The organism is Saprospiraceae bacterium (assembly GCA_016719615.1).
Classification (GTDB): Bacteria; Bacteroidota; Bacteroidia; order Chitinophagales; family Saprospiraceae; genus Vicinibacter.
Genome location: JADJYQ010000001.1, coordinates 1,549,100 through 1,574,550 on the forward strand (window position 1 = coordinate 1,549,100; position 25,451 = coordinate 1,574,550).

General features: G+C 35.6%; 22 protein-coding genes. 10 read left to right on the forward strand and 12 right to left on the reverse strand.

Annotated elements, in window-relative coordinates; genetic code table 11:
- Positions 1-99: 99 nt before the first annotated feature.
- Both panB and mltG read left to right on the forward strand, forming a co-directional pair.
- Positions 100-915 carry a 3-methyl-2-oxobutanoate hydroxymethyltransferase gene (gene panB / locus IPM92_06410; protein MBK9108012.1) on the forward strand — a complete coding sequence of 272 codons (816 nt, stop codon included), beginning with the start codon at positions 100-102 and terminating at the stop codon, positions 913-915.
- Positions 915-1,940 carry an endolytic transglycosylase MltG gene (mltG, locus tag IPM92_06415; GenBank protein ID MBK9108013.1) on the forward strand — a complete coding sequence of 342 codons (1,026 nt, stop codon included), beginning with the start codon at positions 915-917 and terminating at the stop codon, positions 1,938-1,940. The genes panB and mltG overlap by 1 nt, the downstream gene beginning before the upstream one ends.
- 1 nt (position 1,941) lies before the next feature.
- Here the strand turns inward: mltG and IPM92_06420 are convergent, their stop codons facing one another.
- The gene (locus IPM92_06420) at positions 1,942-2,469 is read right to left on the reverse strand and encodes a hypothetical protein (GenBank protein MBK9108014.1); all 528 of its coding nucleotides are present in this window, start codon (positions 2,467-2,469) and stop codon (positions 1,942-1,944) included.
- Between the two features lie 13 nt (positions 2,470-2,482).
- On the opposite strand from IPM92_06420, the gene tilS reads away from it, so the two are divergent.
- A complete protein-coding gene (gene tilS / locus IPM92_06425) occupies positions 2,483-3,799 on the forward strand; it encodes a tRNA lysidine(34) synthetase TilS (GenBank protein MBK9108015.1) in 1,317 nt (438 codons plus the stop codon).
- Positions 3,800-3,805: 6 nt separating this feature from the next.
- Here the strand turns inward: tilS and IPM92_06430 are convergent, their stop codons facing one another.
- From IPM92_06430 to mdh, 3 genes are read right to left on the reverse strand one after another with little or no spacing between them, the layout of a single operon-like run.
- Positions 3,806-4,684 (reverse strand): hypothetical protein, encoded by an 879-nt coding sequence (locus tag IPM92_06430; GenBank protein MBK9108016.1) that lies wholly within the window; start codon positions 4,682-4,684, stop codon positions 3,806-3,808.
- A gap of 21 nt (positions 4,685-4,705) precedes the next feature.
- Positions 4,706-5,242, reverse strand: coding sequence for an AhpC/TSA family protein (locus tag IPM92_06435; protein ID MBK9108017.1), 537 nt, complete (start codon positions 5,240-5,242; stop codon positions 4,706-4,708).
- A 37-nt stretch (positions 5,243-5,279) separates the two neighbouring features.
- Entirely contained in the window at positions 5,280-6,212 is a 933-nt protein-coding gene (gene mdh / locus IPM92_06440) for a malate dehydrogenase (GenBank protein ID MBK9108018.1), read from the reverse strand.
- A gap of 88 nt (positions 6,213-6,300) precedes the next feature.
- On the opposite strand from mdh, the gene IPM92_06445 reads away from it, so the two are divergent.
- The 5 genes from IPM92_06445 to xseB are packed head-to-tail and all read left to right on the forward strand — an operon-like array spanning position 6,301 to position 11,969.
- Positions 6,301-7,851 carry a T9SS type A sorting domain-containing protein gene (locus IPM92_06445; protein ID MBK9108019.1) on the forward strand — a complete coding sequence of 517 codons (1,551 nt, stop codon included), beginning with the start codon at positions 6,301-6,303 and terminating at the stop codon, positions 7,849-7,851.
- Between the two features lie 13 nt (positions 7,852-7,864).
- Positions 7,865-9,331 (forward strand): T9SS type A sorting domain-containing protein, encoded by a 1,467-nt coding sequence (locus tag IPM92_06450; GenBank protein MBK9108020.1) that lies wholly within the window; start codon positions 7,865-7,867, stop codon positions 9,329-9,331.
- A 2-nt stretch (positions 9,332-9,333) separates the two neighbouring features.
- Entirely contained in the window at positions 9,334-10,539 is a 1,206-nt protein-coding gene (gene sucC, locus IPM92_06455; protein ID MBK9108021.1) for an ADP-forming succinate--CoA ligase subunit beta, read from the forward strand.
- Positions 10,540-11,784, forward strand: coding sequence for an exodeoxyribonuclease VII large subunit (gene xseA, locus IPM92_06460; protein ID MBK9108022.1), 1,245 nt, complete (start codon positions 10,540-10,542; stop codon positions 11,782-11,784).
- A complete protein-coding gene (xseB, locus tag IPM92_06465; GenBank protein ID MBK9108023.1) occupies positions 11,766-11,969 on the forward strand; it encodes an exodeoxyribonuclease VII small subunit in 204 nt (67 codons plus the stop codon). Before xseA ends, xseB begins: the two co-directional genes overlap by 19 nt.
- Before the next feature lie 15 nt (positions 11,970-11,984).
- Here the strand turns inward: xseB and IPM92_06470 are convergent, their stop codons facing one another.
- Positions 11,985-13,433, reverse strand: a complete 1,449-nt coding sequence (locus tag IPM92_06470) for an LptF/LptG family permease (GenBank protein MBK9108024.1) — start codon at positions 13,431-13,433, stop codon at positions 11,985-11,987.
- A gap of 32 nt (positions 13,434-13,465) precedes the next feature.
- The gene (locus IPM92_06475) at positions 13,466-13,858 is read right to left on the reverse strand and encodes an SPOR domain-containing protein (protein MBK9108025.1); all 393 of its coding nucleotides are present in this window, start codon (positions 13,856-13,858) and stop codon (positions 13,466-13,468) included.
- An 81-nt stretch (positions 13,859-13,939) separates the two neighbouring features.
- Here IPM92_06475 and IPM92_06480 point away from each other — a divergent pair, with 81 nt between their 5' ends.
- On the forward strand, positions 13,940-14,845 hold the full coding sequence (locus tag IPM92_06480; protein MBK9108026.1) for a methionyl-tRNA formyltransferase: 906 nt from the start codon (positions 13,940-13,942) through the stop codon (positions 14,843-14,845).
- A 1-nt stretch (position 14,846) separates the two neighbouring features.
- On the opposite strand, the gene IPM92_06485 is transcribed toward IPM92_06480, so the two are convergent.
- Entirely contained in the window at positions 14,847-16,544 is a 1,698-nt protein-coding gene (locus IPM92_06485; protein ID MBK9108027.1) for an ABC transporter ATP-binding protein, read from the reverse strand.
- 85 nt (positions 16,545-16,629) lie between these two features.
- Between IPM92_06485 and IPM92_06490 the strand changes: the two genes are divergently transcribed.
- Positions 16,630-19,716, forward strand: a complete 3,087-nt coding sequence (locus tag IPM92_06490) for a hypothetical protein (GenBank protein ID MBK9108028.1) — start codon at positions 16,630-16,632, stop codon at positions 19,714-19,716.
- 51 nt (positions 19,717-19,767) lie between these two features.
- Here the strand turns inward: IPM92_06490 and IPM92_06495 are convergent, their stop codons facing one another.
- From IPM92_06495 to pyrR, 5 genes are all read right to left on the reverse strand, one after another.
- Complete coding sequence (locus tag IPM92_06495; GenBank protein ID MBK9108029.1) at positions 19,768-21,120, reverse strand: hypothetical protein; 1,353 nt, start codon at positions 21,118-21,120, stop codon at positions 19,768-19,770.
- A 134-nt stretch (positions 21,121-21,254) separates the two neighbouring features.
- Positions 21,255-22,682 carry a redoxin family protein gene (locus IPM92_06500; protein MBK9108030.1) on the reverse strand — a complete coding sequence of 476 codons (1,428 nt, stop codon included), beginning with the start codon at positions 22,680-22,682 and terminating at the stop codon, positions 21,255-21,257.
- Positions 22,683-22,757: 75 nt separating this feature from the next.
- Positions 22,758-23,942, reverse strand: coding sequence for a glycosyltransferase (locus IPM92_06505; GenBank protein ID MBK9108031.1), 1,185 nt, complete (start codon positions 23,940-23,942; stop codon positions 22,758-22,760).
- Positions 23,942-24,886 carry an aspartate carbamoyltransferase catalytic subunit gene (locus IPM92_06510; protein ID MBK9108032.1) on the reverse strand — a complete coding sequence of 315 codons (945 nt, stop codon included), beginning with the start codon at positions 24,884-24,886 and terminating at the stop codon, positions 23,942-23,944. Before IPM92_06510 ends, IPM92_06505 begins: the two co-directional genes overlap by 1 nt.
- A gap of 4 nt (positions 24,887-24,890) precedes the next feature.
- Positions 24,891-25,448 (reverse strand): bifunctional pyr operon transcriptional regulator/uracil phosphoribosyltransferase PyrR, encoded by a 558-nt coding sequence (gene pyrR, locus IPM92_06515; protein MBK9108033.1) that lies wholly within the window; start codon positions 25,446-25,448, stop codon positions 24,891-24,893.
- Positions 25,449-25,451 lie beyond the last annotated feature (3 nt).

A 25,451-nucleotide genomic window follows, 5' to 3' on the forward strand; every position in this document is an offset into this window, starting at 1 on the left:
TTTTAGCAATTTTAACGAAATTTGCAAAACCGCATTGTTCCAAATTAAGGAAATCAATCGAGGTTTAGCCGAAAGCTATTTTTCAACTACCTTTGGGCCATGTCTTTGCAAAAAAACATTAAAAGAATTACAACCCATACCCTTCAGGAAATGAAGGCAAATGGGCATAAAATTGCCATGTTAACGGCCTATGATTATTCCATGGCGAAACTTTTGGATGCTGCAGGAATTGATGTCTTGTTGGTTGGAGATTCAGCGTCAAATGTTATGGCAGGACATGAAACAACCCTGCCTATTACTTTAGATCAAATGATTTACCACGCCCAGTCGGTGGTCCGTGCAGTTCAAAGGGCTCTGGTTGTGGTAGATATGCCATTTGGATCCTACCAGGGAAATAGTAGATTGGCATTGGAATCTGCGATTCGAATCATGAAAGAAAGTGGCGCCCATGCCGTTAAATTAGAAGGTGGTGAAGAAATTGCGGAATCTGTGAAACGCATTCTAACCGCTGGTATTCCTGTAATGGGACATCTTGGTTTGACTCCACAATCAATTTATAAATTTGGGACTTATGTGGTCAGAGCTAAAGAAGATGCTGAGGCCGAAAAATTGAAACATGATGCCAAATTGTTACAAGAATCCGGATGTTTTGCTCTTGTTCTTGAAAAAATCCCTGCAAAACTAGCGGAAGAAGTCAGTTTAAGTTTAGAAATACCAACCATTGGAATAGGTGCAGGCGCAGGGGCTGATGGTCAGGTTTTAGTAAGCCATGACATGCTGGGTATCAATCACGAATTTCATCCAAGATTTCTTAGAAGATATGCTGAACTCCATGAAGTCATTAATGCTGCAGTAAAAAAGTATATATCTGATATTAGAAACCGTGAATTCCCAAATGCTAATGAACAATATTAATGCTGGTTAAAAGGGCTTTTTATTATTTGTTAGGCTTTACTGTAATTTGTGGAAGTATAATGGGCTTTTTCGTCTATTATGCCGCATTTAAACCCAATGTAAAATTTAAGTCTGAAGGATTCTCACTATATATCTATCCACATGATACAAAAGATAGTGTTTTTCTGAAACTCGATACGATGCTTTTAGATCCTTGCTCATTTATTAGATTGACCAAGGTACTGCAGATTGATTATTGGAAATCAGGTAAATACCAGTTGACCCGGGGAATGGATAATTTTGCTATTTTAAAAAAATTGAGAAATGGCAATCAGACTCCAATAAATCTCACTTTTAATAATGCAAAAGATATTAACGAACTCTGTGGAATTTTGGGAAAACAATTGATGCATGATTCAACCGTTCTCGTTGAAAAATGGACAAATGATAAATTTTTGAAAGATCAACAGTTACGCACTGAAAACATACTGTGTCGTTTCATTCCTAATACATATCAGGTTTATTGGAATATCAGTCCTGAAAAATTATACCGAAAACTTTCGGATGAACATGAAGCTTTTTGGCTAAAAAATGATAGAAAGGCTAAAGCTGCGCAAAAAAATTTGAGCATTGATGATGTTTATATTCTTGCTTCAATCGTTGAAAAAGAAACCAACGTCGAAGATGAAAAAGCATTGATTGCTGGAGTTTATCTTAACAGGCTTCGATCTGGAATGAAACTTCAGGCAGACCCAACAGTCGTCTTTTCGCTGCGGAGAGATAATGTTTATCGGGTTTTGCTGGAGCATCTTAAAATCGATTCCCCGTTTAATACTTATTTGTACGAAGGCTTGCCACCGGGTCCCATCTATATGCCATCAATATCAACCATTGATTCTGTTCTGGAAAGTCCGACAAATGGATATTTGTTTTTTTGTGCGAAACCGGGCTACGAAGGTCGGCATGTTTTTGCAGAAACCCTAAGAGCACACAGCATCAATGCAACCGCCTACCGGCGATGGCTGGATAAAGAAAAAATTAAATAATCTATTTTTTTTCAGGCAGCGAGGCTGATCTTCTCAATTTGATTTGCCAGGGATTGTTGCCATATTTTGATGTTCCAACCAAAAGTAAGTTAGCCGGATCTTTTTTTACTTTCCATTCAGAGGCTGCCTTTTCGGATCTGAGTTCGAGTACATCTTCCTTTTCCGATTCTGTAAATAAATAATAACCGGAATCTAAGGTATCCTGATATAATCCTTGCTTAAAGGTCCCGTTTGATAATAAATCCAGCCATTGCCCTTCATAAACATTTTCTTTTGGTGTTGGATCTTTTATGGAGAGTGCAAAGGCATAATGCCAGATTTGATCTGTAATTTCGTTATTGATCTTCTGTTTTCCGGCAGCTTCTATAAATTTAGCATCGGGCTTGTTCATGGCTGCGGGTGGTAATTTGATTTCTTCAGTGCTTGTCTCAGATTCTGTATTTGATGTTTCATTGCTTTGTTGCTTGTTATCTTTACAACTAATACAAACAAAAAGCAGGATGATGGAGAATAGTTTATACGATGTCATGTTACTTGATTAAATGATGGATAATTTAGGCAAAACTATTGAAAATTCTAAATTATTTCCACGAACTGCCAAATTATTACTGGCAGTAAGCGGTGGCCTTGATTCTATGGTTTTGGCTCACCTTCTTCATTCGCTCAAATATAACATCGCTCTAGTCCATGTAAATTACCGATTAAGGGGCAATGATTCTGATTTAGATGCCAAAGTAGTTAAGGATTACGCAAATGAAAATGGCATTAGGGTTCACATTTTACATCTGAGAAGAAAGCTTGGAAAGGGAAATCTGCAAGACAGGGCCCGAAAAATCAGATATGCATATTTTGAAAAAATCAGAAACGATTTCAATTACGAATTTATACTAACAGCTCACCATCGTGAGGATGTTCTTGAAAGCTTTTTTTACAATTTAAGCAGAGGTGCAGGATTAAAAGGCTTAAAGTCCATTCCAAAAGTAAATGGAATATATGTAAGGCCTTTGTTGAATATTGATAAACAAAGTTTATACCAATACGCAATGTTGCATCAGGTGGCTTATAGAGATGATAAAAGTAATTTTACGAATGAATACGAGCGTAATTTTATTCGCAATGAGATTATTCCTTTGATTGAAAGCCGTTTTCCAAGTTTCAGGAACATGGCGAGCAGGAGTATAAATCATCTCAAAAGTTCATATGCTTTTTTTGAAAGTTCGTTTGCAAATTGGAAAGCCTTAAATATCAATGAACGCAATCATGAAATGCACATCTCCTACGCTGGTGAAGCGGATAAAGTATTTATTGCTCATCTTTTAGCAGAAATTCATTTTCATCCTGAAACAGTATTTAAAATTATGGATTCCTTGTCAGTTTCAGGCAGAAAATTCAACAATAATTTAGGAGGAGTCCTTGTCATAGATCGGAATAAATTGATTTACTCAACAAGAATAAATAAGAATGAATATTTCAAAAAAATAACAAATAAGAGCCGGGTTCTTAAAATACCTCACGGAAGCTTTTCGATTCAACGCGGTTTTGCAACAAAGGATTTGATTTTGACAGATTTGAAAGATCAAAATAAAGCCATTTTTGATGTGCAAAATCTTGGATTTCCATTGTTTTTGCGCAATTGGCAAAAGGGCGATAGGATTAAGCCTTTTGGTTTGTCAGGGAAAAGCAAAAAAGTGCAGGATGTTTTTACTGATTGCAAATTGAATATCATTGAAAAATCAAAAGTACCCATGGTTTGTTCAGGAGATCAAATCATTTGGATTCCTGGAATTTTGAGGTCAAATCATTATCTTGTAAACGAAGATACTACTTCTATTCTTACCTTAAGATGGAATCCTGCATAGGAAAATTTACTTTGATTTTTTTCTTCCAAGTATATCTCTGGATTTAGTATCAGCATTAAATAAAGGTTTGTCTATAGGTGCTGATTCTAAAATCTCGTTTTTCAAATACGGATTATGAATCCAATGACTACCATTCCAGTCAAATGCTTCAAAAGTGCCATCCGGTACGAGTAAAGTCTCACCTGATTTTGCATCAGTATAACTACTTATATGATCATACATAATTTGCTTTAATTCAGGATTGTAATTTACGACGGCCTGAGCACTTGGTGAATAATGTATGAGGATTCGGTGATAAACTTCATCTTTCTGGTTTTCATCTTTTTTTACGAATAATGGTGCGCCAAATAAAATTTGATCTTTATCTATATAAAGCGGTTCTATAATTCTATGCTTGGTTCCATCGGGAGATGTTGCAAATCCAAGCAAAAAGTAACGCGCGGAGAAACTGTCTTTTAAAATATGATAATACAATGCGCCATACCAATTCTTGGCATTTAATTCTTCATAATTGATCCGCCTCAAATTTCTTTCCTGGCTTTTCAAGAAAACAGGTTTCTGATGGTCGAAAAATAAATATGAAAAGTATTGAATTCGATTCTCGCTCAATTCAGAAGCCCAGGAATAAAATTTAAGTTTTCCATCATGTGTTGAAGTTTTTACAATAGAAGGATGAAAATCAAGTAAGATTGAATCTGAATTTTCTCGGATGAGTTTTTCAGCAATTTTTTGAAATTCAGAGCTTGCGGCTTGTCTAAAGTCAGGAGTTTTAAGACTTATCATTGCGTCTCCCCAAAAGCGAAGACTATCTGTGCTAGATAAAATTTGTGAAGAGCAATTTAGTGAATGACTGAGAAGGAACAGTGAAAAAACAAGTGATTTCATACACCCTTAACGACAAATACCTTAGTACTTAGTATGTATAGCCTGACAATCCACCATTTTCAAATAATCTGGTTTATCTGAAGCGAATTTATGCCTAAACTCAGATAGGATGGCACCTTTTGATATCAAAAAAACTCCTGGCATCTGAAATCCATCGCCAAGTTGCATTCCAAAACCGTAGCCTTTGATCAAACCTGCTTCGATACCGCGAAACCAAGATCTGAAGCCAAACAATTGATTGAAAGTACCCTTAATCAAGCCAAAATTCTTGTAATAAGTACAATCCGGATCAGCGACCCGGTCAATATCAATCAGGTCATATTTTTGAAAATACTTAAATGCATGTTCTTCAATGGACATGTGAACAAAAACCAGCTGTGTATTTTTTTGTGCAATCTCAATTTTGAGTTTTGACAATTCCTCGAGTGCTTCCCTGCAAAACGTGCAGCCAAAGTGCCTGAGAAATACCAGTAGGACGTCTTTTCTTAAGGATAGTTCATACACAGATTCTCCATGATGTGTATGCATTTGATTGATGGTATCACGCATGTAATGCATAGTGCACAAACAAGCTCACTACCTTTAAGTTCAAGAATTAGGGATGCAAATTATCATATACATCCATAGTTGATTTGACCTCGGCAGCTGACTTATTCAGCATTTCCATTTCAGGAGCTGTTAATTTGAGTTCTAAAATGGATTCTACCCCATTTTTTCCAAGTTTGACAGGGACTCCAACAAATACACCAGCTAAACCATATTGTCCGGAAAGTCGAACACAGCAGGGAAAAATTCTTTTCTCGTCCTTCACAATAGCTTCGACCATTTGAGCTGCAGCAGCTCCCGGAGCATACCATGCAGAAGTGCCCATGAGTTTCACCAGTTCTCCGCCCCCGTATTTAGTTCGCTCGACAATGGCATTCAGGCTATCGGCATCTATTAGGTCTGTTACAGGGATACCGCAAACGGTTGTAAATCTTGGCAATGGAACCATCGAATCTCCATGTCCTCCCATGAGCAGTGCCTGAATGTCTTTTGGGGAAACATCGAGGGCTTCTGAAAGAAAAGCACGGTATCTCGCGGTATCCAGTATGCCAGCCATTCCAATCACTTTTTTTTCGGATAGGCCTGAAACTTTATAAGCTGCATATGTCATAACGTCCAATGGATTGGAAACGACGATAATAATGGGGTCATTTGAAAACTGGAGAATGTTTTTCGTTACTGAGTTGACGATTTCTGCGTTGGTGCTTATCAGATCATCGCGAGACATTCCAGGTTTACGCGGTAATCCGGCTGTAATGACAACGATATCAGAATTGGCCGTAAGGCTGTAATCTCCAGTGCCCACCAATCTTGTCGAATAATAGTCAATGGGTGCTTGTTGGAAGCTGTCCAAGGCTTTACCACTTGCCATTTCTGCTTTAATATCTATGAGAACGACCTCTTTTACAAAATCTTTATGTGCCAATACGTTGGCAACAGTAGCACCTACATTTCCAGCTCCTACAACAGTAACTTTTGTCATTTTTAAACGTTATTTTGTTAAAGTTGCAAAACTATGACACGATGTCTTAATTTTGTAGGCTATTTGGAACATATTTAACATTTATTATATGAATAAATTTTTAAAGCTAATGGCCTTGTGTTTGATAGGGCTTCAATCTACACAAGCTCAACAGCTTAAAGGATATTGTGGTACAACCCTTGAAGACAACGGTATGATCAAGGAACGGATGTTGGCGAATCGTGCAGCATGGGAAGGAAAGCTATTCACCAGATCAGGTGCCATCACTTATATTCCCATTAATCTATGGTTGATGGCAAAAGATGATGGCAGCGGACGTTTACTGCCATCTAAAATAACTGAATTCATGTGCTGTCTGAATAACTCTGTTTATAAAGATATGGATTTTCAATTTTATGTCAATAAAGTCATATTTGAAAACCGCTCTTATGTTTTTGACGATCCGAGCAGTACATTAGGAGAAGCATATATCAGATCGTATATGCTTGGAAATAAAAATGCAATCAATATTTTTATTGCCAATATTGCAAGAGCTTCTGATCCAGGTGTACTGGCATTTTACAACCCTTCCGGTGATTATATTGTTACCAATAAGGCTTATATCAATTCAGATTGCTCTACTCTAGCGCATGAGATTGGACATTACTTTTCACTTGCCCATACTTTTTTTGGCTGGGAAAATACAGATTATTATGATGTTACCAGCAATTGTACCAAACCTACACCAAAAATAGTCTCCTATGCAGGCGGCTCCGTTTTGGTTGAATACGTTGATCGCAACAAAGCTGGAACTGGGGGTAAAAAATTGTGTGAACAGGCAGCTGATGGTTTTTGTGACACTCCGGCGGATTACAATCTTGGCTTTGGATATAATGGTCGTGGTTGCAATTATGACAGTTGCACCGTAGATCCCGATGGTGTCAAACTTGATCCATTGGAGGTTAACTATATGAGTTATTTTCTGGACTGTATTAATAGTTTTACAGACGATCAAAAGGCTGCCATTTTAAAGGATTATCTGAGTTCTGCAAGAAATTATTTAAGAAGAACTCCTGAGTATACTGCCAAACCTCAAATAACGGAATCAATAAATTATATTAAACCAACAAGCACTAACCTTCCTTTTGGTTATGATGAAGTAGTTTTTGATTGGGATGATGTACCGGAGGCAACTCATTATATCTTCGAATTGGGAGAAAACACAGGGTTTTCGATTAATCCAAAATTTTATATTTTAACAAAGTCGGATACAGTTTTGAGGAACCTTATCAAGAATAAGACTTATTACTGGAGAGTAACTGCATACAACAGCAATAGTTTTTGTATTGTTTCTAAGTTGATTACATTTAAAAATCCAAATTGGACAGTTGCATCTGAAAATATAGAAGATACTCAAACTAATTCCTACATTGTTCAAAATGGATTATCTTCTATGAAGTGGTTTATTCAAAACAAAGCGAACGAAGAACTCTATTATAGAGTGATGGATGCCCAAGGTAAAATAGTTACCGGAGGTACGCTGAATATTTTGAATGGGCAAACAATCGTAGAACTCAATCATTTGAAAGCAGGTGTTTACTTTTACAGCTTGCTGAATACAAAGCAGCAAATGAATACCGGTAAATTTTTCATTTATTAAATATAAAGCTCGTATGAAGCTAATCATTAAGGCATTCGCCTTATTCATTGCGAATGGACTATTCGCACAAGCTGAATTTTGTGGTACCAGAATTGAAGACCAGCAACAAGCCTTAAACTCAATTGATGGCTTACCATATGTTTACCGGCAGGATAATGCCATTACATATATTCCTTTAATGGTCCATAATGTCACCAATGACAATAGCAATAGTTTTTTTGCGGCCTGGCCCTTATTTGAAACACTTTGTACTTTAAATTCGGATTTCCTTCCAACAGGTTTCCAATTTTATCTAGAAAGAGGTTTTAATTATATTCGAAACAGTGAATGGAATAATCACGAAGATTTTCAGAAAGGTGAAGAAATGATGGTCGAAAGCAATATTCCTGAAATGGTAAATTGTTATTTGGTATCAGACCCTGCTGGTAATTGTGGATACTTTACATATTCAGGAGATGGAGTGGCATTAAATAAAACCTGTCTTGGAAAGTATAGTCATACGTGGGCTCATGAATTAGGCCATTTCTTTTCCTTGCCACATACTTTTTATGGATGGGAAGGAATCAGATATTCTAGTAGTAAAAAAACATCTGAATACCAAGGTGATGTTTTTAGGCAAATTGAAAATGTAGTTCGTGCTCAATGCAAAAGACAAGCAGATTATTTCTGTGATACCAATCCCGATTATATATCATATCGATGGTCCTGTAATCAGGATGGATTCAGCAGTTTGATCATGAGAGATGTCAATGATTCAACATTTAGAGCGGATGGTTCCTTATTTATGTCTTATTCCAATGATCAATGTATGAATCGCTTTAGTACAGAGCAAATGGATGCCATGCACAAAAGTTTAAATGGTCCTCGTGCGGAATTGATAAGGCCAGATGTGGTTCCTAGTTTTATAACACAATCTCAATTAAATTTGACTTTTCCTTCTGATAGCCTGACAGTAGTGTCAAAAAATTTAGAAGTTTCCTGGGAAGCAGTTGAAAATGCAACTTACTATGTATTGCAAATAAGTAGAACTTCTAATTTTAGTGTCGTCGTTAAAAATTTATTGCTTACAAGTAATAAAGTGGATATAGATTCCTTAACTCAAGGTAAAAATTATTGGTGGCGTGTTCGCGCGTTTTCAGATTTTGATTTTTGTGGCATTGAGTCGTCTGTAGGCCACTTTAAAACTCAGGCAGATCCTGTTAGCACAGATCAAATATTCGCAAGTGAGCTCAATTTATTTCCCAATCCAATTCGGAATTCTGAAAAACTACAAATTGAAATTCCAGAGCATTTAGATTTTAATCAAATTAAAGAAGTCAAGTTGATAAGCGCCAAAGGTGGCACTTTATCTGATCTTCATTTTTCTCAATTGGAAAATAGGATTTTGGTTGATTTGGACAATTTAAGTACTGGATTTTATTTAATCAATCTAAAAACAGAATCAGGCAACTATTATTCGAAAATTTCCATCCAAGATTAAATATGAACATTCACGAATATCAAGGTAAAACACTGCTGCAACAGTTTGGCTTAAGAACTCAAAGGGGTATTGTAGTTGAGCAGAAAGAAAATATAGAATTGGCTTATCAACAATTATTGGATCTTACGGGAAGTTCATTTGTGGTTGTCAAGGCTCAAATACATGCCGGTGGTCGCGGTAAAGGTGGCGGGGTAAAGCTTGCCAAAAACAAGCAGGAGGTCCTTGAATTTTCGAATCAAATTTTAGGCATGCAACTTAAAACACCTCAAACGCCAGGAGGATTGGAAGGTGAAGGAAAAAAAGTGCATAAAATATTTTTAGCAGAAGACTCTTATGCCCCCGATTTTGGAAAATGTAAAGAGTTCTATTTTTCAATACTTACAGATCGTGCTTCCCAAAAGAATGTCATTATTTATTCTACTCAAGGTGGTATGGATATTGAAAAAGTAGCGGAAGAAACACCGGATCTGGTTTATAAAGAATTTGTAGATCCTAGTTTAGGATTTCAGGATTTTCAAGGGCGTAAAATTGCCTTTCAATTAGGACTTAGCGGCAAGGTATTTAAAGAAATGGCTCAATTCGTAAAATCTATTTATAAGCTTTTTGTAGATAAAGATTTAAGCCTGATAGAAATCAATCCTACACTTATTGATTGTCATGAGCAAGTGGTAGCAGTAGATTGTAAAATAAGTGTTGATGAGAGTGCACTTTATCGGCATCCTGATCTTGAAGCTATGCGCGATGAAACTGAGGAAGATGCCACAGAAGTTGAGGCTAAAAATTTCAATCTCAATTATGTAAAATTGGATGGTAATGTCGGTTGTATGGTTAATGGTGCTGGTCTAGCAATGGCAACCATGGATATTATCAAACTTTCAGGCGGAAATCCAGCCAATTTTTTGGATGTTGGTGGAACTGCGGATGCTCAGCGCGTTGAACAAGCTTTTAGGATCATCTTAAAAGATCCTGAGGTGAAAGCAATTCTTGTAAATATATTTGGAGGCATTGTTCGTTGCGATCGCGTGGCACAAGGTATTGTCGATGCATATAAGAATATGGCAAATATCAATGTACCAATTATAGTTAGGCTTCAAGGTACCAATGCCGAAATTGGAAAAGAAATTATCGATGCATCTGGTTTGAAAGTACATAGTGCTATAGAACTTCAGGATGCGGCTAACCTGGTTAAAACCGTATTATCAAATTGATTGGATTGTTTTTCACTTAGCAGACTACATACTTATATCCGGAGAGTTATAAGTGTTAATTTTCCTGAATCCATTTGGGTTAGAGCGGAAATTTTTAATGTAGTTCAAAAGTCTGGCCATTATTATATAGAATTGGGAGAAAAATCCAATACAGATGAGATCATTGCTCAAAGTTCAGCTATACTTTGGAAATCTCAGGCGGAATCTATTAGCCAGCAGCTTCAGTCAAGTTTAAGCTCGATTTTGAAGGCCGGTAACGAAATTATGTTCAAAGCTAATGTTGATTTTCATGTCCGTTATGGTTTGAAATTGCAAGTTTTAGAATTAAACAAAGAATTTACTTTTGGACTTATTGCACTAAATAAACAAAAAGTCATTCAAGATTTAAAAAATGAGGGTTTATGGCAATTAAATAAAAGTTTACAATTACCGAAGACTATCCAAAGAATTGCATTGATTACCAGCGAAACATCGGCGGCTTTTGCTGATTTCACAGATCAACTCCTTCAAAATCGTTTTGCTTATAAATTTAAGTTACATAGTTTCAATGTGGCTGTTCAAGGACAGTTATCTTCAAAAAATTTTGTAAAAACATTTCAAGCTATAGAAAAGAATAGTTCCAGTTATGATATCGTAGTAATTATTCGGGGCGGAGGATCAAAACATGATCTTTCTGACTTTGATCAATATGAAATTTCAAAGGCAGTTTCCATATGTTCCTTACCTGTGATTACAGGAATTGGTCACCAAACCGACGTGTCGATCACAGATCATTCAGCGTTTTTATCCTTGAAAACACCTACAGCAGTGGCAGAGTTCATCATACAACATACGACTGATGCAGAAGCTTTGGCCATACATTGCATGAATGAAATAAATCAATGGGCACAATGGCAATGCAACCGGTTAAATCAAAATTTGCAGGGCCTTTCGTCTAATATTAAATTACAGTCCAGTCAAAGAATATCAAATGAACATCGCAAAATTTATAAGACGCAACAGAATTATTTAAATGCAGCCACCGGAGTCTTATTGTCACTAAAAGAAAAGCAACATTTCTTACAATTGCTCTTTAGTATGAACGATCCCGTTTCTATACTGGGAAAGGGTTATAGTATATCGACCATTGATGGTAAGGCATTGCATAAACTAAATAATTTAGCACCTGGTCAAGAATTGACCACTGTTTACCAATCAGGGATTTTAAAAAGTAAAATTACAGACGTATGGGAAAACGAAAAATGACTTACTCTGAAGCGCTGGCTTCATTAGAAAATTTAGCTGAAAGAATTAAGCGGGATGAAATTCCAATTGAAGAATTACCTGCAGAAATTAAAAAAGCTAAAGAATTGCTTGAATATTGCAGTCTTATACTGCGAAATATTGAACAGGAGTTGCAAACCAGCGAGTCAGCTGATGCGGAAAATTAATTAGCAATCACATCATTATTGCATCATTTTACGAAAATTCAATTTTATATCCTGCAATACATTTCGGTCGCGCATGGCAGACCAGGTAAGCAAAAGACTTGGAATCGCCAAAATAAAAATGGGTAACCATGCACCTGAGAAACTATCAATTCTTAATCCTTCAGCCAGTCTTTTGCAAAAAGTATTCATCAAGATATAAGCTACAAATACCAGAATACATATAATTAATGGATAACCATAACCGCCTTTTCTGACGATAGCTCCCAGTGGAGCTCCAATAAAAATAAACATAAAGCAAACGAAAGCCAATGCGTGCTTCAAAAAAAGTTCGTATTCGATTTTAGCTTTTTGCTTAGTATAATGTTTGCGTTCTGTATTCGCTGAGGCAATGCGGTTTTGTTCGATCTCGATACTTTGGATAACGGAAGGTCTCAGTTTTTCGAACAGAGCTTCAGATCTGTTTAACCATAAACAATATAAACTATCCAATTCAGCATTTTTCTGTTGAAAATAAATCTGATCTTTGGTCGCCTGGAAATGAGTAGATTTATTAAGTACTGATTTTTCAGTTTTGAGATTTGCCAGCATAAACCCGTCACTGCTACCTACTAAAAGTGTATTGAAACTATCTATTTCTGATTGAAGCTGCTTACTATTTTTCATTTTGCGGTCGCCTTTGAAAAGGTCTTCATTGGTGCGATCAAGTTCGAACTCACTTAGGTCGAAAACTTTTATTAATTTATCAAAAGCTATGACTACAAAAGGCTTATAAGCAGCACGACTTGACGTGCTTTCAGGGTTTTGATAAACATAGCCATTCTGAAGTTCCATGACCATGAATCGCTGTTCTGGGGTCACATACATTCTTCCTTCAGAAGCTGATATAATTGATGACTCCCGTGACACTTCAGTTTTACTATGGTCGTAAATAAGTATATTCTTGATGTCTTTTCCGTTATCTTCTTTTTTTCCAATGCGGATGGAATAGCCGTAAAAATCATTGTTAAAAATGGCTTCATCAAGTCCAAGTGTAGGTTTTTGTCGTTTCAGATCATGAAGCCTGCTGATGTATTTTAAGTTTGATTTTGGAATGATGTATTCTGAACAGACAAATGAAAATGCAGCAATTGCCATTGAAAAAATGGTCAAGGGAAGCATAATTCGAAATAGGGACATTCCGGCAGATTTCATGCTTGCCAGTTCATATCGTTCGCCTAAATTGCCAAAGAGAAATACGCCTGCTAAAAGAACGCCAATAGGTAATGCAAGTGGTACCAAGGAAAAGCATAAATAAAATAAAAACTCGAAAATAATGATGATTCCAGCACCTTTACCTAGTATATCATCTACGTAAAGCCAAAATACCTGCATAACAAGAACAAAAAGTGCCATAAAAAATGATACAATAAAGGGTGGAATAAATCCCTTTATTAACATTGAATCCAGTCGCTTAAGTTTAAGCATTGATCTTTTTTACTTTCAGTATGGATCCCATTTTACGGAATTAAACGCTTTATAAAACACTCAAATTTTTGATGTGCCAAATTTTCTTTGAGGTTTATTGCTTCAGTCTCTGTAGAGAAGCTATCAACAACTATTGAATAATATTCTGACTCAGGAAAAATTTTAATAGATGTTTTAAGATAACCTGCTTTTTTTAGTAAAGCCACTTTTTTAATCGCATTCTTCTGAATGAGGAAGCTTCCTGATATGACGTAAAATGGATGGTTTTCAGATTGAAGATCTCTTGATTGCGGATATAAAGATTTTTGAAAACTTGAGCTTATTTTGCAATGGTTTTGAACTACATTTGAAGCACTTGTCTGAATTGTCATACTTAAAGTATGCGTAAGGAGAATAACTGGTAAAATATTTATTAGTTTATTCATAACCAATAGGTTAACAAGAATTTAGCAGAAAGGCTATCATGCAAAATTAGAATTAATTTAATTCAATTAGACTTAAATATTATGCGGATCATATTTATGGGCTCCCCGGATTTTGCGATTCCATCACTTGAAGCAATTTCAAAAAAGCATGAATTATTGGCCGTCGTTACGGCTTCAGATAAACCGGCAGGAAGAGGCCATCATTTACAAGAAACGGAAGTTAAAAAATGGGCCTTGGCGCATCATGTTAAGTTATTTCAACCTGTGAACTTAAAATCTGGACACTTTTTAGCTGAAATTGATAAATTGAAACCCGATATTTTTGTAGTGGTAGCATTTCGAATGATTCCGCCTATACTAATGGATAAGTCTATTTGGGGGGCCATAAACCTGCATGGTAGTTTATTGCCAAAATATAGAGGCGCAGCGCCTATACAAAGAGCTATTATGGCAGGAGAAAGCCACACTGGTTTAACTGTTTTTAAGCTTGACAGCAAAATAGATACAGGCCAAATTATTCAACAAAAAATGATGCCTATTGGCGAAAATACCACAGGTGGTGAAATCTATGATCAAATGAAAGGTCTTGGTGCCGAATTGCTCATAGAAGTACTTGAGGCTATTGAAAGTGGAAAAGCAAAATATTCTGTCCAGGACGAATCTAAAGTCACAGCTGCTCCAAAAATATTTAGAGAAGATTGCCAATTGAATAAGAATGAAAACGTCCAAGCAATTTATAATAAAATCAGGGCATTACTCCCCTATCCTTGTGCCTGGTTTGAATGGAATGGAAGCGCAATTAAAGTACTTAAGGCAGATAAAATAGTTGAGTTGCACAACGAAACTCCCGGTACATTGCGATCCAATCAAAGAAAATTATACCTCGTATGCACAGATGGTTTTATTGAATTGTTGCTTATTAAACCAGAAGGAAAAAAAGCAATGTCGGGTGTAGAATTTATCAATGGATCCAAGCTGAAAATATAAATTATTGCGGTGTGGCATTTAACAAACTCTGGGTATATTTATTTTGAGGATGACTTATCACCTGGCTGCTAAATCCTTCTTCTACGATAGCCCCATTTTGTAAAACAATAATTCTATCTGCAATAAAGTGGACCACAGCAAGATCATGGCTGATAAACAAATAACTTAGTTTAAACTTTTCCTGTAATTCTTTGAAGAGGTTCAGGATCTGAGCTTGTACTGACACATCCAAAGCAGAAACAGGTTCGTCACATACAAGTAATTTTGGTTCCACGCTCAAGGCCCGGGCTATGCAAATGCGTTGCCTTTGGCCACCGGAAAATTGATGGGGATACCTATCATAATGATGAGTTTCCATTCCAACGATATTCAAAAGCTCCATTGCCCTGTCTTTTCTTTGTTTTGAATGGCCATGTAACTTATGAATTTCAAGAGGCTCCTGAATGGCCTCTCCTATTTTTTGCCTTGGATTTAAGGAGGAATAAGGATCTTGAAAAATCATTTGTATTTCCTTTCGCAGAGGTAATAACGCGCTACCAGATAAAGTAAGAATATCCTCACCCAAATAACGAATATGTCCTTTTTCGGGATTTAATAAACGGACGATGCATCTTCCTATAGAGGTTTTGCCACTACCCGATTCACCAACCAGCCCTAAAACTTCTCCTTGTTTAATAGAAAAACTTACATCAGAAACAGCTATATGTTTTTGTTTTTTACGAAGAAAGAAATCAGACCTGGTATCATATTGAATCGAAAGATTTTGAACCGACAATAGTTCTGCTGAGTCTTGCAATTGTTTGTTTTTGGACTTCAGTTCTTCAACAGAATAATTTTCTACGGGCTTGGTCTTTTCATCCGTGGATTCAATAAAATCATTAAGAGTAAATAGCTTTTTAAGCTTTTGGGTTAAAGGTGGTTTACAGTGTAGTAATCCTCTGGTATAAGGATGTTTAGGCTTATTAAAAACATCATTGACACTTCCGGATTCAACTATTTGCCCATACCGCATGACAGAAATTTGGTGACACAAATCTTTCACCAAACCTAGATCATGACTTATAAAAAGAATTGAACTCCCAAGTTCTGCATGAATTTCTTTGAAGAGGTCCAGAACTTTTTTTTGCATATTTACATCTAAAGCAGTAGTAGGTTCATCGGCAATGATCAGTTTGGGCTTATTAATAATGGCTAATGCTATTAAAACTCTTTGGATTTGCCCTCCTGACAATTCAAATGGATATGAATTGTATATCCTTTGAGGGTCCTCAAGCCCAACTTTTAGAAATGCCTCAAAGGTTTGATCCTTAATTTCACTTTTTGACAAGTTGAAATGAGCTTTCACAACTTCTGAAACCTGAAATCCGCATTTTAATACAGGATTCATAGCAGCCATGGCTTCCTGAAAAACCATAGTTATCTGATGGCCTCTGATTTTGCGCAAGGCCTCGCTTTCTAAATTTAATAGATTTACAATTTGGTTTCCATTATCAAAAGAAATAGAGCCAGTTCTAAGCTTTGCTTTAACATCGAGGAGCTTTAAGATACTATAAGCTGTGATTGTTTTTCCTGAGCCACTTTCACCAACGAGTCCTGTAATAGATGCATGAGGAATACTCAGGTTTATGCCCTTCAAAACATCCTGTTCTGGTAAATCTGTAAAACCTATACGTAAATCTGCAATTTCCAAAAGGTTCATGTCGCAAAGTAATTAAAAGTTAAGCTTTAAATTTTAAAAAACTTAAACCGGGCTAAATTTGTTTTATATTTTAATGAGTATGTTTATGAAGAAATTCTTGAAAATATTGGGGATCATGCTGGGCTTGATCTTATTATTAATGAGCGCCCTTCCCTTTTTGTTTAAAGATCGTTTAAATGATCAGATTCGTCGTGAAGTAAATGCTGCTATCATTGGATCCTTTGATTTTAAGGATTTGAAGCTATCCTTGTTCAGAGATTTTCCGAATTTATCACTGGGATTGGTCGAGCCTGTTTGCAAGTCTTTTGTGGCAGCCGATACTTCTGAAATATTTAAGGCCAAAGAAGTTTTTATCTCTCTGGGATTATGGGATGTTTTAATGAATAAAGAGACCTTCAATATTTCAACAATTCGCATGAATACTGCTCAGATTAACATTATTCAATACGATTCGCTACAGGGAAATTTCCAAATGGTACAAGCAAATTCAAGTGCACAATCAAAGCAGTCGGACTTTCAGTTTAAAATTGATGACTACGAAATCAATAACTCTTCTTTGAATTACACTGATTTATATACAAATCAGGAACTTGTCATTTCTGGGATACAACAAAAAGGATCCTTTGAACAGTTTGCCAAAGGACAAAAAACGCAAAGTATCACGACGATTGAAAGTTTAAGTTTTGTCGAAAATTCAGTGGCTTTACTTAAAAATGTACAAATACACGCAGTGAACAATTTAGAATTATATGACGATGGTAAATCCATCCTGATTGCTCCATCTAAATTGCAATTGAATGAATTTAGTATAAATTATCAAGGTGGCATAAAAATAAATTATGGAGAGATCGTTTTTGATAAATTTCTAATGAATTCGCCTTCTACAGAATTTAAGGATATCTTTAGTATCTTACCAAACGCATATACTAAGGATTTTAAACAAGTCGTTTCTTCGGGTAAAGTTAGTCTCGACGGTATGATTGACGGTGCGTATTCCGATAGCAATAAAATCTATCCTTCCTGGAAAGTTAAATTAGATATTCAGAATGGAGAATTAAAATATCCTGAAAAAAACTTGAAATTGCGAAATTTCAATTTAAATCTTCATTCGGAAAATGCTTCCAACGACATGTCAAACAGTTATCTGGAGCTTAGCAATTTTGGTTTTACATTGGATGAAGAATCTATAACAGGTCAATTGAGAATAGATGATCTAAAGAATAAATTTGATACCAAAGGTTCGATAAATGCGAACTTATCTTTAGCACAAATTCAGGCATTTTATCCTATGGAAGATGGCGATTTACTCCAAGGAAAACTTAATCTAATTTCTGATTTCAAATTTAACAAGTACGCTATTGAAAATAATGATTATAGCAATTTGAAATTTGATGGCGAATGTAAATTGACCGATTTTATTTTTAAATCGAATGGAATACTTGATACAAGAATACCCAACGCCCAAATCATGTTTACTCCAAAGCAGTGGGATATTGTAAATGTAAAATTATTTTATGGGCAAAGTGATTTTCATATAAGTGGCAAAGTGATGCAACCTTTAAATTTATTAACTACGAATGGAATTGTAAATATGAACCTTGTTCATACTTCGGATTTGCTTGATTTGGATGAGCTTAGAAATTCAGTTGCCAACGATAGTAAGGTTAATGTACCATCCGTATCCAATTCAGTTGGAACGCCATTTTTAAACTATCAAATTTTCTTCAGATCTCGAATTGAAAATATTAAATTTGATACCTACCAAATTAAAGCAGCTCATGGAGAAGGAATGTTGTCAGGAAATAAGCTTAAAATTCCCAAAATGGAAGCAGTCATTAATGATAATATCGTTCAAGGTTCGGCAGATTTTGATAATATTATGGACTATTCGTTGTCAGATAAAGTTCTCAAAGGACAACTCCATTTGACTGCAGCAATTCTTGATCTCGATAAACTGATGCAGGTACCTGAAAGTACTGTGGGTGCAGCAACACCATCTGAGATTTATTTTAGTTTACCTGAAAATATGGATCTTCAAATACAATTTTCAGCGGCAACGATGAAGTTTTCCCCATTGACTTTAAATAAACTTAATGGTAGTATGCGATTAATTGAGCAAACGCTTGAAATACAGAGTGCTACCGCAGAAGTCGCAAGCGGGAAGATGCAATTAAGCGGTTTATTTGAAGCCAAAACCAATACCCAGCCGGTGTTTAATTTTAAATATGATCTCAAGAAGTTGGAATTTAAAAATGCTTTTAAATCTTTTCATACGGTCGCAAAACTGGCTCCTTTATTTAATTACATCGACGGGTTCTTTAATAGTACTTTTATTTTTCAGGGCGCCTTGAAGAAAGATAATTTTCCGGATCTGATGACTGTCAATATTGATGGGATCATAGAAACACTCGAAGGAGCTATTAAAGGATTTAAACCTCTTCAGGATATTGCATCCAGAGTGAATGTAAAAGAATTGGCAAGTTTAAATATAAAAAATTCTAAAAATTGGATCACTGTAGAGAAAGGAATCGTCAAAATATCTGAATTCTCTAAAAATATCGGAGATGTCACATTAATTGCAGATGGTATGCATCCTTTGGAAGGTGATATGGCCTATAATCTATTTTTTGATATTCCATCTCATAAAACTAAAGCAATCCTAAATACCATTAAGCTCGATGAAGGGATCCAGTATTATAATGAAATCATGTCTAAAATAGGCTTCAATCAAAAACTGAGTTCAGAAATGCTGATTCATGTAAAATTAGGTGGCAGTATTCTTAAGCCTAACATTAAAGTTGGGTTAAAACCAAAATCCGCAACTCAAAGTAGCGGAAATGGATTGGAGCAAGGTATGGATTTGATAAAAGACTCTCTGGCCGCTAAAAAAGGAGAGATTATAGAAGATCTTCAAAATAAGGCCAAAGATGGAATCGATAGAATCGCAGATTCAATAAAAGCTAAGGGTGAGCACCAATTGGATAAGCTTAAGGAATCGGCTCAAGAGGAATTATTGAAAAAGCTTGATACGTCTATTTCTAATAAAGCTTCGGATTTATTAAAGGGACCATTGGATTCGCTGGGACATAAAATTATTCCTGGTGGAAGCAGTAGGGATAGCATTAAGAATAAAATAAAAGAGTGGAATCCATTTAAAAAGCAAAAAAAATAGCTCCTACTAGAAGAGCTATTTTTAATTCCTTAAATGAAAATTTATTTTTTATTAGTCTAATTTCAGCTTCATAACCTGACCAGCAATGGCATTACCTATGTTTAAGCCATTGACAATGCTTGAACGAAATTGAGAAGCGCTGTAAAGATCCGAATAAGCTGCTACTTTTGCCATTTGTTCGAATGATTCAAAAAATATTCTATTTTCTCTCAGATCTTTGCGCATGCTTTGGGTATAATCCATAAAGGGCAAACGAAATCCAAAAGTTTCACTAAAAATGCGTGCACTTGCATTATAAATTACTGCTTTATCTGAAACAAATTCAGGGGTTGCCGGACTTGAATATTCTGGAATATAATATCTGTCAATGTGTTGCTTGATATAAGTGGAAGGTCTCAATAAATTGGTCTTATATTTTATATCCCAACTGATTACATAAGCCTCATATTGTGCGATTGCCAATCTCACAAACAACTTAAGTGCAGGCTCCAAATGGAGATTATGTTCCTCGATCAATTGCATCATAAGCAGGTAATTATGCAATAAGGGAGATGCATGAAAGTCCATTTTTGAGTTCCAATATTCAAGATAATCTCTTTGCTGGGAATCTAAATTTATGGACAGATTATATACTTCAAAAGCTTCTGCATAAATGATAGAATTTTGAGAATCAGAATATTTTAGAACTTCCGATTTCATGGCTGATACAAGTTCCGAGTTCTCAGCAAAACAAATTTTAGCAGAGCCCCAATCGGGCAATATAGGCTTTGAAAAATAATCTGGTGGTGTCGGTCTCCATATGGCAGGATCATTTGAAATGATATAAGCTGGACTAGGATTTAAATATGCATTTGCCTTTCCGTCATTTTCTGAAAAAGAAATCATTTTCCAGGCAATTTCATTTCCTAAATCAAGAGAACGCTTGATGATATCGGGATCTAACTCTACTGATTCAGATTGTAGATATTTGTCTCGCAGGATTTCGACTTTCTTAAGATTTTCACTTCCGGAGGACTTAAAAAGTTCTAATGTAATTCTATACATGGATTGGCTGGCCGTAATTAGGTAATTATAGGCTAGTCCCGGATCAGCTTGAGGTAAAGTTGTATTAAAATTATTAAGTTTTAATTGTAGAGACTTGGTTTGACGCAATCCAGGCTGTAAGGATTCATACATCGTTAATGCCGAATAAAACATCGCTCTACTTGTAATAGGTTCTGAATAGCCATTGCATTGACTACTAAGCTCCAGCGATAAAGCAGTCCAATCAGTTATAAAATTGGAGCTTTTGTCATTAAGAAAAGAAGAATTAGGTGTGGCTAACTCAGTTTTAGAGCAACTCATAAATAAACTGAGAAGGCATAGCAGGGCTATAGCCCCAGGGGTGGTTCTAGAATAGGTCATACTCGATGGTTTAAAAGTTACAAATAGGCAGTTGGCTGCCAGTAGCAAATATATTATAACTTTTTATAATATGTACTAATAAAATCTAAATTTTCCTTTTGTAACTTTACAAATCCAGATTTTCCTATGTGTTGTTATTTAAAAGATAACAGTTTATCCATTATTTCGTTCAATTGTTCAGCCCCTATTTTTTTTGTTAAAATTTTCTTTGAAGCATCTAAGATATATATTTGAGGAGTCGTTTTTAAATCATAAATTATTTTGAACCTTGAAACATGGCTCGGATCATAGGCATTGATATAGGATAACATGTTGTGTGATTTAACAGCGTCAAAACATGCTTTTTTTGCTTCTGTGCCAATTTGGGAGCAAACAGCTAGCACCTCAACTCCCCTATTTTTGAATTTTTCATAAAATTCATTTACAAATGGGATCGATTTTTTGCAATGACCGCAATCCGGTGCCCAAAATATAAGTACGGTATATGGACTTTTAATGTCGTGTAATCTGAATGCCGTTGAATCTTCTTTAAATAGCAAAATATCAGGAGCAATGCGGTCTATCAACAAAGGCTTTAATGCTTTAGCGTCTTTGGTCATTTTTGCAAGATTTTCGGCATCGATCCATGGAGCTTTGCCTTTTGCATAATAATTTTCTACCAAATGAACATATACCCCATCCATACCCACATATTTTGAGTTAGCATAGGTATTCAAAAAATGACTTAGCAAAAACTTGTGATTTTGAGACTCTGGTGTTAGTTTCGATAAGATCATATCTAAAGCTAAATTGATTGAATCAGGATGTTGCACGGTCAATCGCTCAAGATATCTAGAAACTTTCTGATAAAAGAGTGGCAATCGCACATTTCTGTCATCTTGAAATTCAGCTTGATCAAAAAAATGCTTTTTGTAATATTGAAAAGCAAGGAGTTCCCGATCTTCTGGTTTAGCATCAGTAAATTCAGGCACCTGAACATCCAGACTCCAGCGAAGCACCAGACTCAGGATAGATTTAGCTTGGGACTGAAGAATTTCTTGTTGTTTATCTTTAACTAATTTATCGACCAACTCTAATTTTGATTTTGTCAAAGTCTTTTCCTGTTCATCTTTAGCATTTTTTAAAAGCGCATTTAGGGAATCAGCGAGCATTCTCTTATCAGAAAGAAAATCTATGTAAGCATTAAAATCTTGATTAAGCTTTGATCCGTGAAATTTCAATTTTTCATTTAAATACGCAGCTTCAGATTCAATGGCAAATTTTTGTTGTTCCTTGTCAATGAGAATTTGTATATAATTATGCTCGGGCTGTGTGACGACCAAATACATCCCGGGTTCTAACAAGGTATCACTCTGAAATGTAAAAGTGCCATCTTTGGATTTATAGGCTGTGTCTTTTATATATTGTTTATCCCCAAAATAATAGCCCAACAAAAGTGTATCATTTTCATAGCCCTTAAAATTAACTTTAATTTTATAGGCCTGTGCATCTAGATTTCCGAATAAAAATGAAAGGATAAATAATGTCGAAATAAACTTGCTTAAAATATTATGATAGCTCATATAGTTCTTCTGATTAACAAAGTCAAAATTATAATACCATTCAATTTATAAAATGTATATGCTTTTCAATAACAATTATTTAACCAAATCAGGTTTAATTTTAGTGTATATTTTCAGCAATGATTCTCCAACGGAATTTTCGCTGAATAATTGTAAGGCATTAATCGCGATTACATCTCGGTCAAATATATGTTCTGAATTGAAACATTGGGTAATTGCTTTTGTGAGCGCTTTTTCATCTCCTACATCTATAAGTACACCGTTGCTTGAATTTATGATTTCGGGTATGCCGCCCACACGTGTAGCGATCACCGGAGTTCCACAGCAAAGTGATTCCGCGATGACACAAGGCATATTTTCCTTATTACTGAATAAAACAAACACATCTGCATTTCTATATTCGTTGGCCAGAGTCTCACCTTCTAGTTGTCCTTTATAATGTATGTTATTTTGAAGCCCATTTTTTTGGATGTGTTGTAAAATCACGTTTGTATCTCGGCCATAACCTACCAAGTGCAAATGAATATTCGGATACGCCGACAACATATTTTGAAACGCTCGTAAAATTCCAAGTACATTTTTATGAGCATCATTAAACTCAGAAACATGTAAAACATTATAATTCTGATCTTTCAGTCTTTTTTTTGGATAAAATATTTGCGTGTTAACCGAATTATAGACCTGTAAAGAATTCGGATTCGATAAACCAATTTTGCTCATTGCAAAAAGTAGATTATTTGAAACAGCCATGAGGCCATTTGAATGAATGAGAACAAATTTTCGAAGCTTGTTTTTAATATTTTCTATTGGCGTAAAATAATTTTGGAGATAAAATGTACTGTGTTCTATGATCAGGTATGGTATATTAAAGAAGACCTTTAACATCCATGCTGTGAATCCTTGTCGCAGAAGTACATGCACCATCACCAGCGAAGGCTTTCCATGTTCTTTATAAATAGTAATCAACCATCTAAGAGATAAAAGATAGTAAACAATAAATTTCAAGACTTTATCAAGCGCTTGAATTCCGGTTATCTGTTTTTTGTAGTAAACTTTATATTCAATGGAGTTTGAAGTGTTTATTTTTTCCGATTCATAAAGAAAAGCTTTATTCTTTATTTCAGCTGCTCTGATATAAAGAATAACAGATTTACAAGCGTAATCTGTACAATCAATATGTCTTCTGACAAAAATACCTTCGAGCGTATCAGTTTTATTGGGATACCATTTAGGTAAGTGTAATAGATAGGGACACTTCATCAGGCATCTGACTTGCTTCGGGAATTGGCAAGTAAATAGAGTACGGCCATTCGAATGGCAACTCCATTTTCAACCTGATCTAATATGATCGAATAATCAGAATCTGCAGCATCTGAATTTAATTCCACACCTCTGTTGATAGGTCCTGGATGCATGAGAACTAATTTTTTTCCATTGCGGTCTAATTTTTCTTTATTGATGCCATAAAATTGGGAATATTCTCTGACAGAAGGAAAATATTGAAGTTCCATTCGTTCTGTTTGAATTCTTAAAACGTTAACGACATCTGCCCAGCTTAGGATGTTTTCCAGTTTATAATCTACCTCAATTCCAAGTGAGCTTACATATTTGGGTATTATGGTAGGTGGACCGCAAACTTTAATTTTTGCACCTAATTTTTTTAAACACAAAATATTGCTAAGAGCCACCCTGCTATGAAGGATATCTCCAACAAGCGCAACTTTTACTCCTTTGAGTGTACCCATTGATTCTTCAATCGAAAAGGCATCTAATAAAGCTTGTGTAGGATGTTCATGGGTACCGTCACCTGCATTAATAACCGTAGCCTCTACCCTTTCCGCAAGAAATCTTGCAGCTCCAACTTTAGGATGTCTCACCACAACCATATCTACCTTCATTGCGAGAATATTTTGAACGGTGTCCAGTAATGTTTCGCCTTTGGAGACTGATGATCCGCTTGCAGAAAAATTGATGACATCAGCAGATAATCTTTTTTCAGCCAATTCAAAAGACATTCGGGTACGTGTAGAATTCTCAAAAAATAAATTGGCTACTGTTATATCTCTCAGAGAAGGAACTTTTTTAATTGGCCGTTGAAGAACTTCCTTAAACTGCTTTGCCACATCCAAAATCAATCTAAGATCTTCAACATGCAGTTCTTTAATGCCCACAAGATGTTTTACGCTAAGTTTGGGTTCTGACATCGGATTAATTTTGTTTGGCTACCTCAAAAAACAAAACTCTATCGTCACCGCCTTCTTCTCTGAGATCCACTTTTACATAAGATTGATTAACGGCATCAATTCTGGTTCCGTAATAATCAGCTTGAATTGGAAGTTGTCGGTTAAACCGGCGATCTACCAATACCAGAAGTTCAACACGTTCAGGCCTGCCATAATTTTGCAACTCTAATAAAGCAGCTTGTATGGTTCTTCCTGTGTATAATACATCGTCAATGAGAATGACTTGTTTGTTTTCGATGAGAAAATTAATTTGTGTAGGATGTGCTGTAACTAGTTTTTTGGTAGATTTAAAATCATCTCTTGAAAAAGTGATATCCAATTTACCAAAAGGGATTTTATAAGATGGATTTAGTATTTCTAATTTACGACATATCCTTTCTGCTAAAATTGCTCCTTTTAACTGAATTCCAATGATGCAACAATTTGTGAAGGGTGCATGGTGTTCTAAGAGCTGATGACACAAGCGATCAATTACGAGATTTAGTTGCAATTCGGAAAGTAAAACTTTATGTTTTCCAGGCATTGT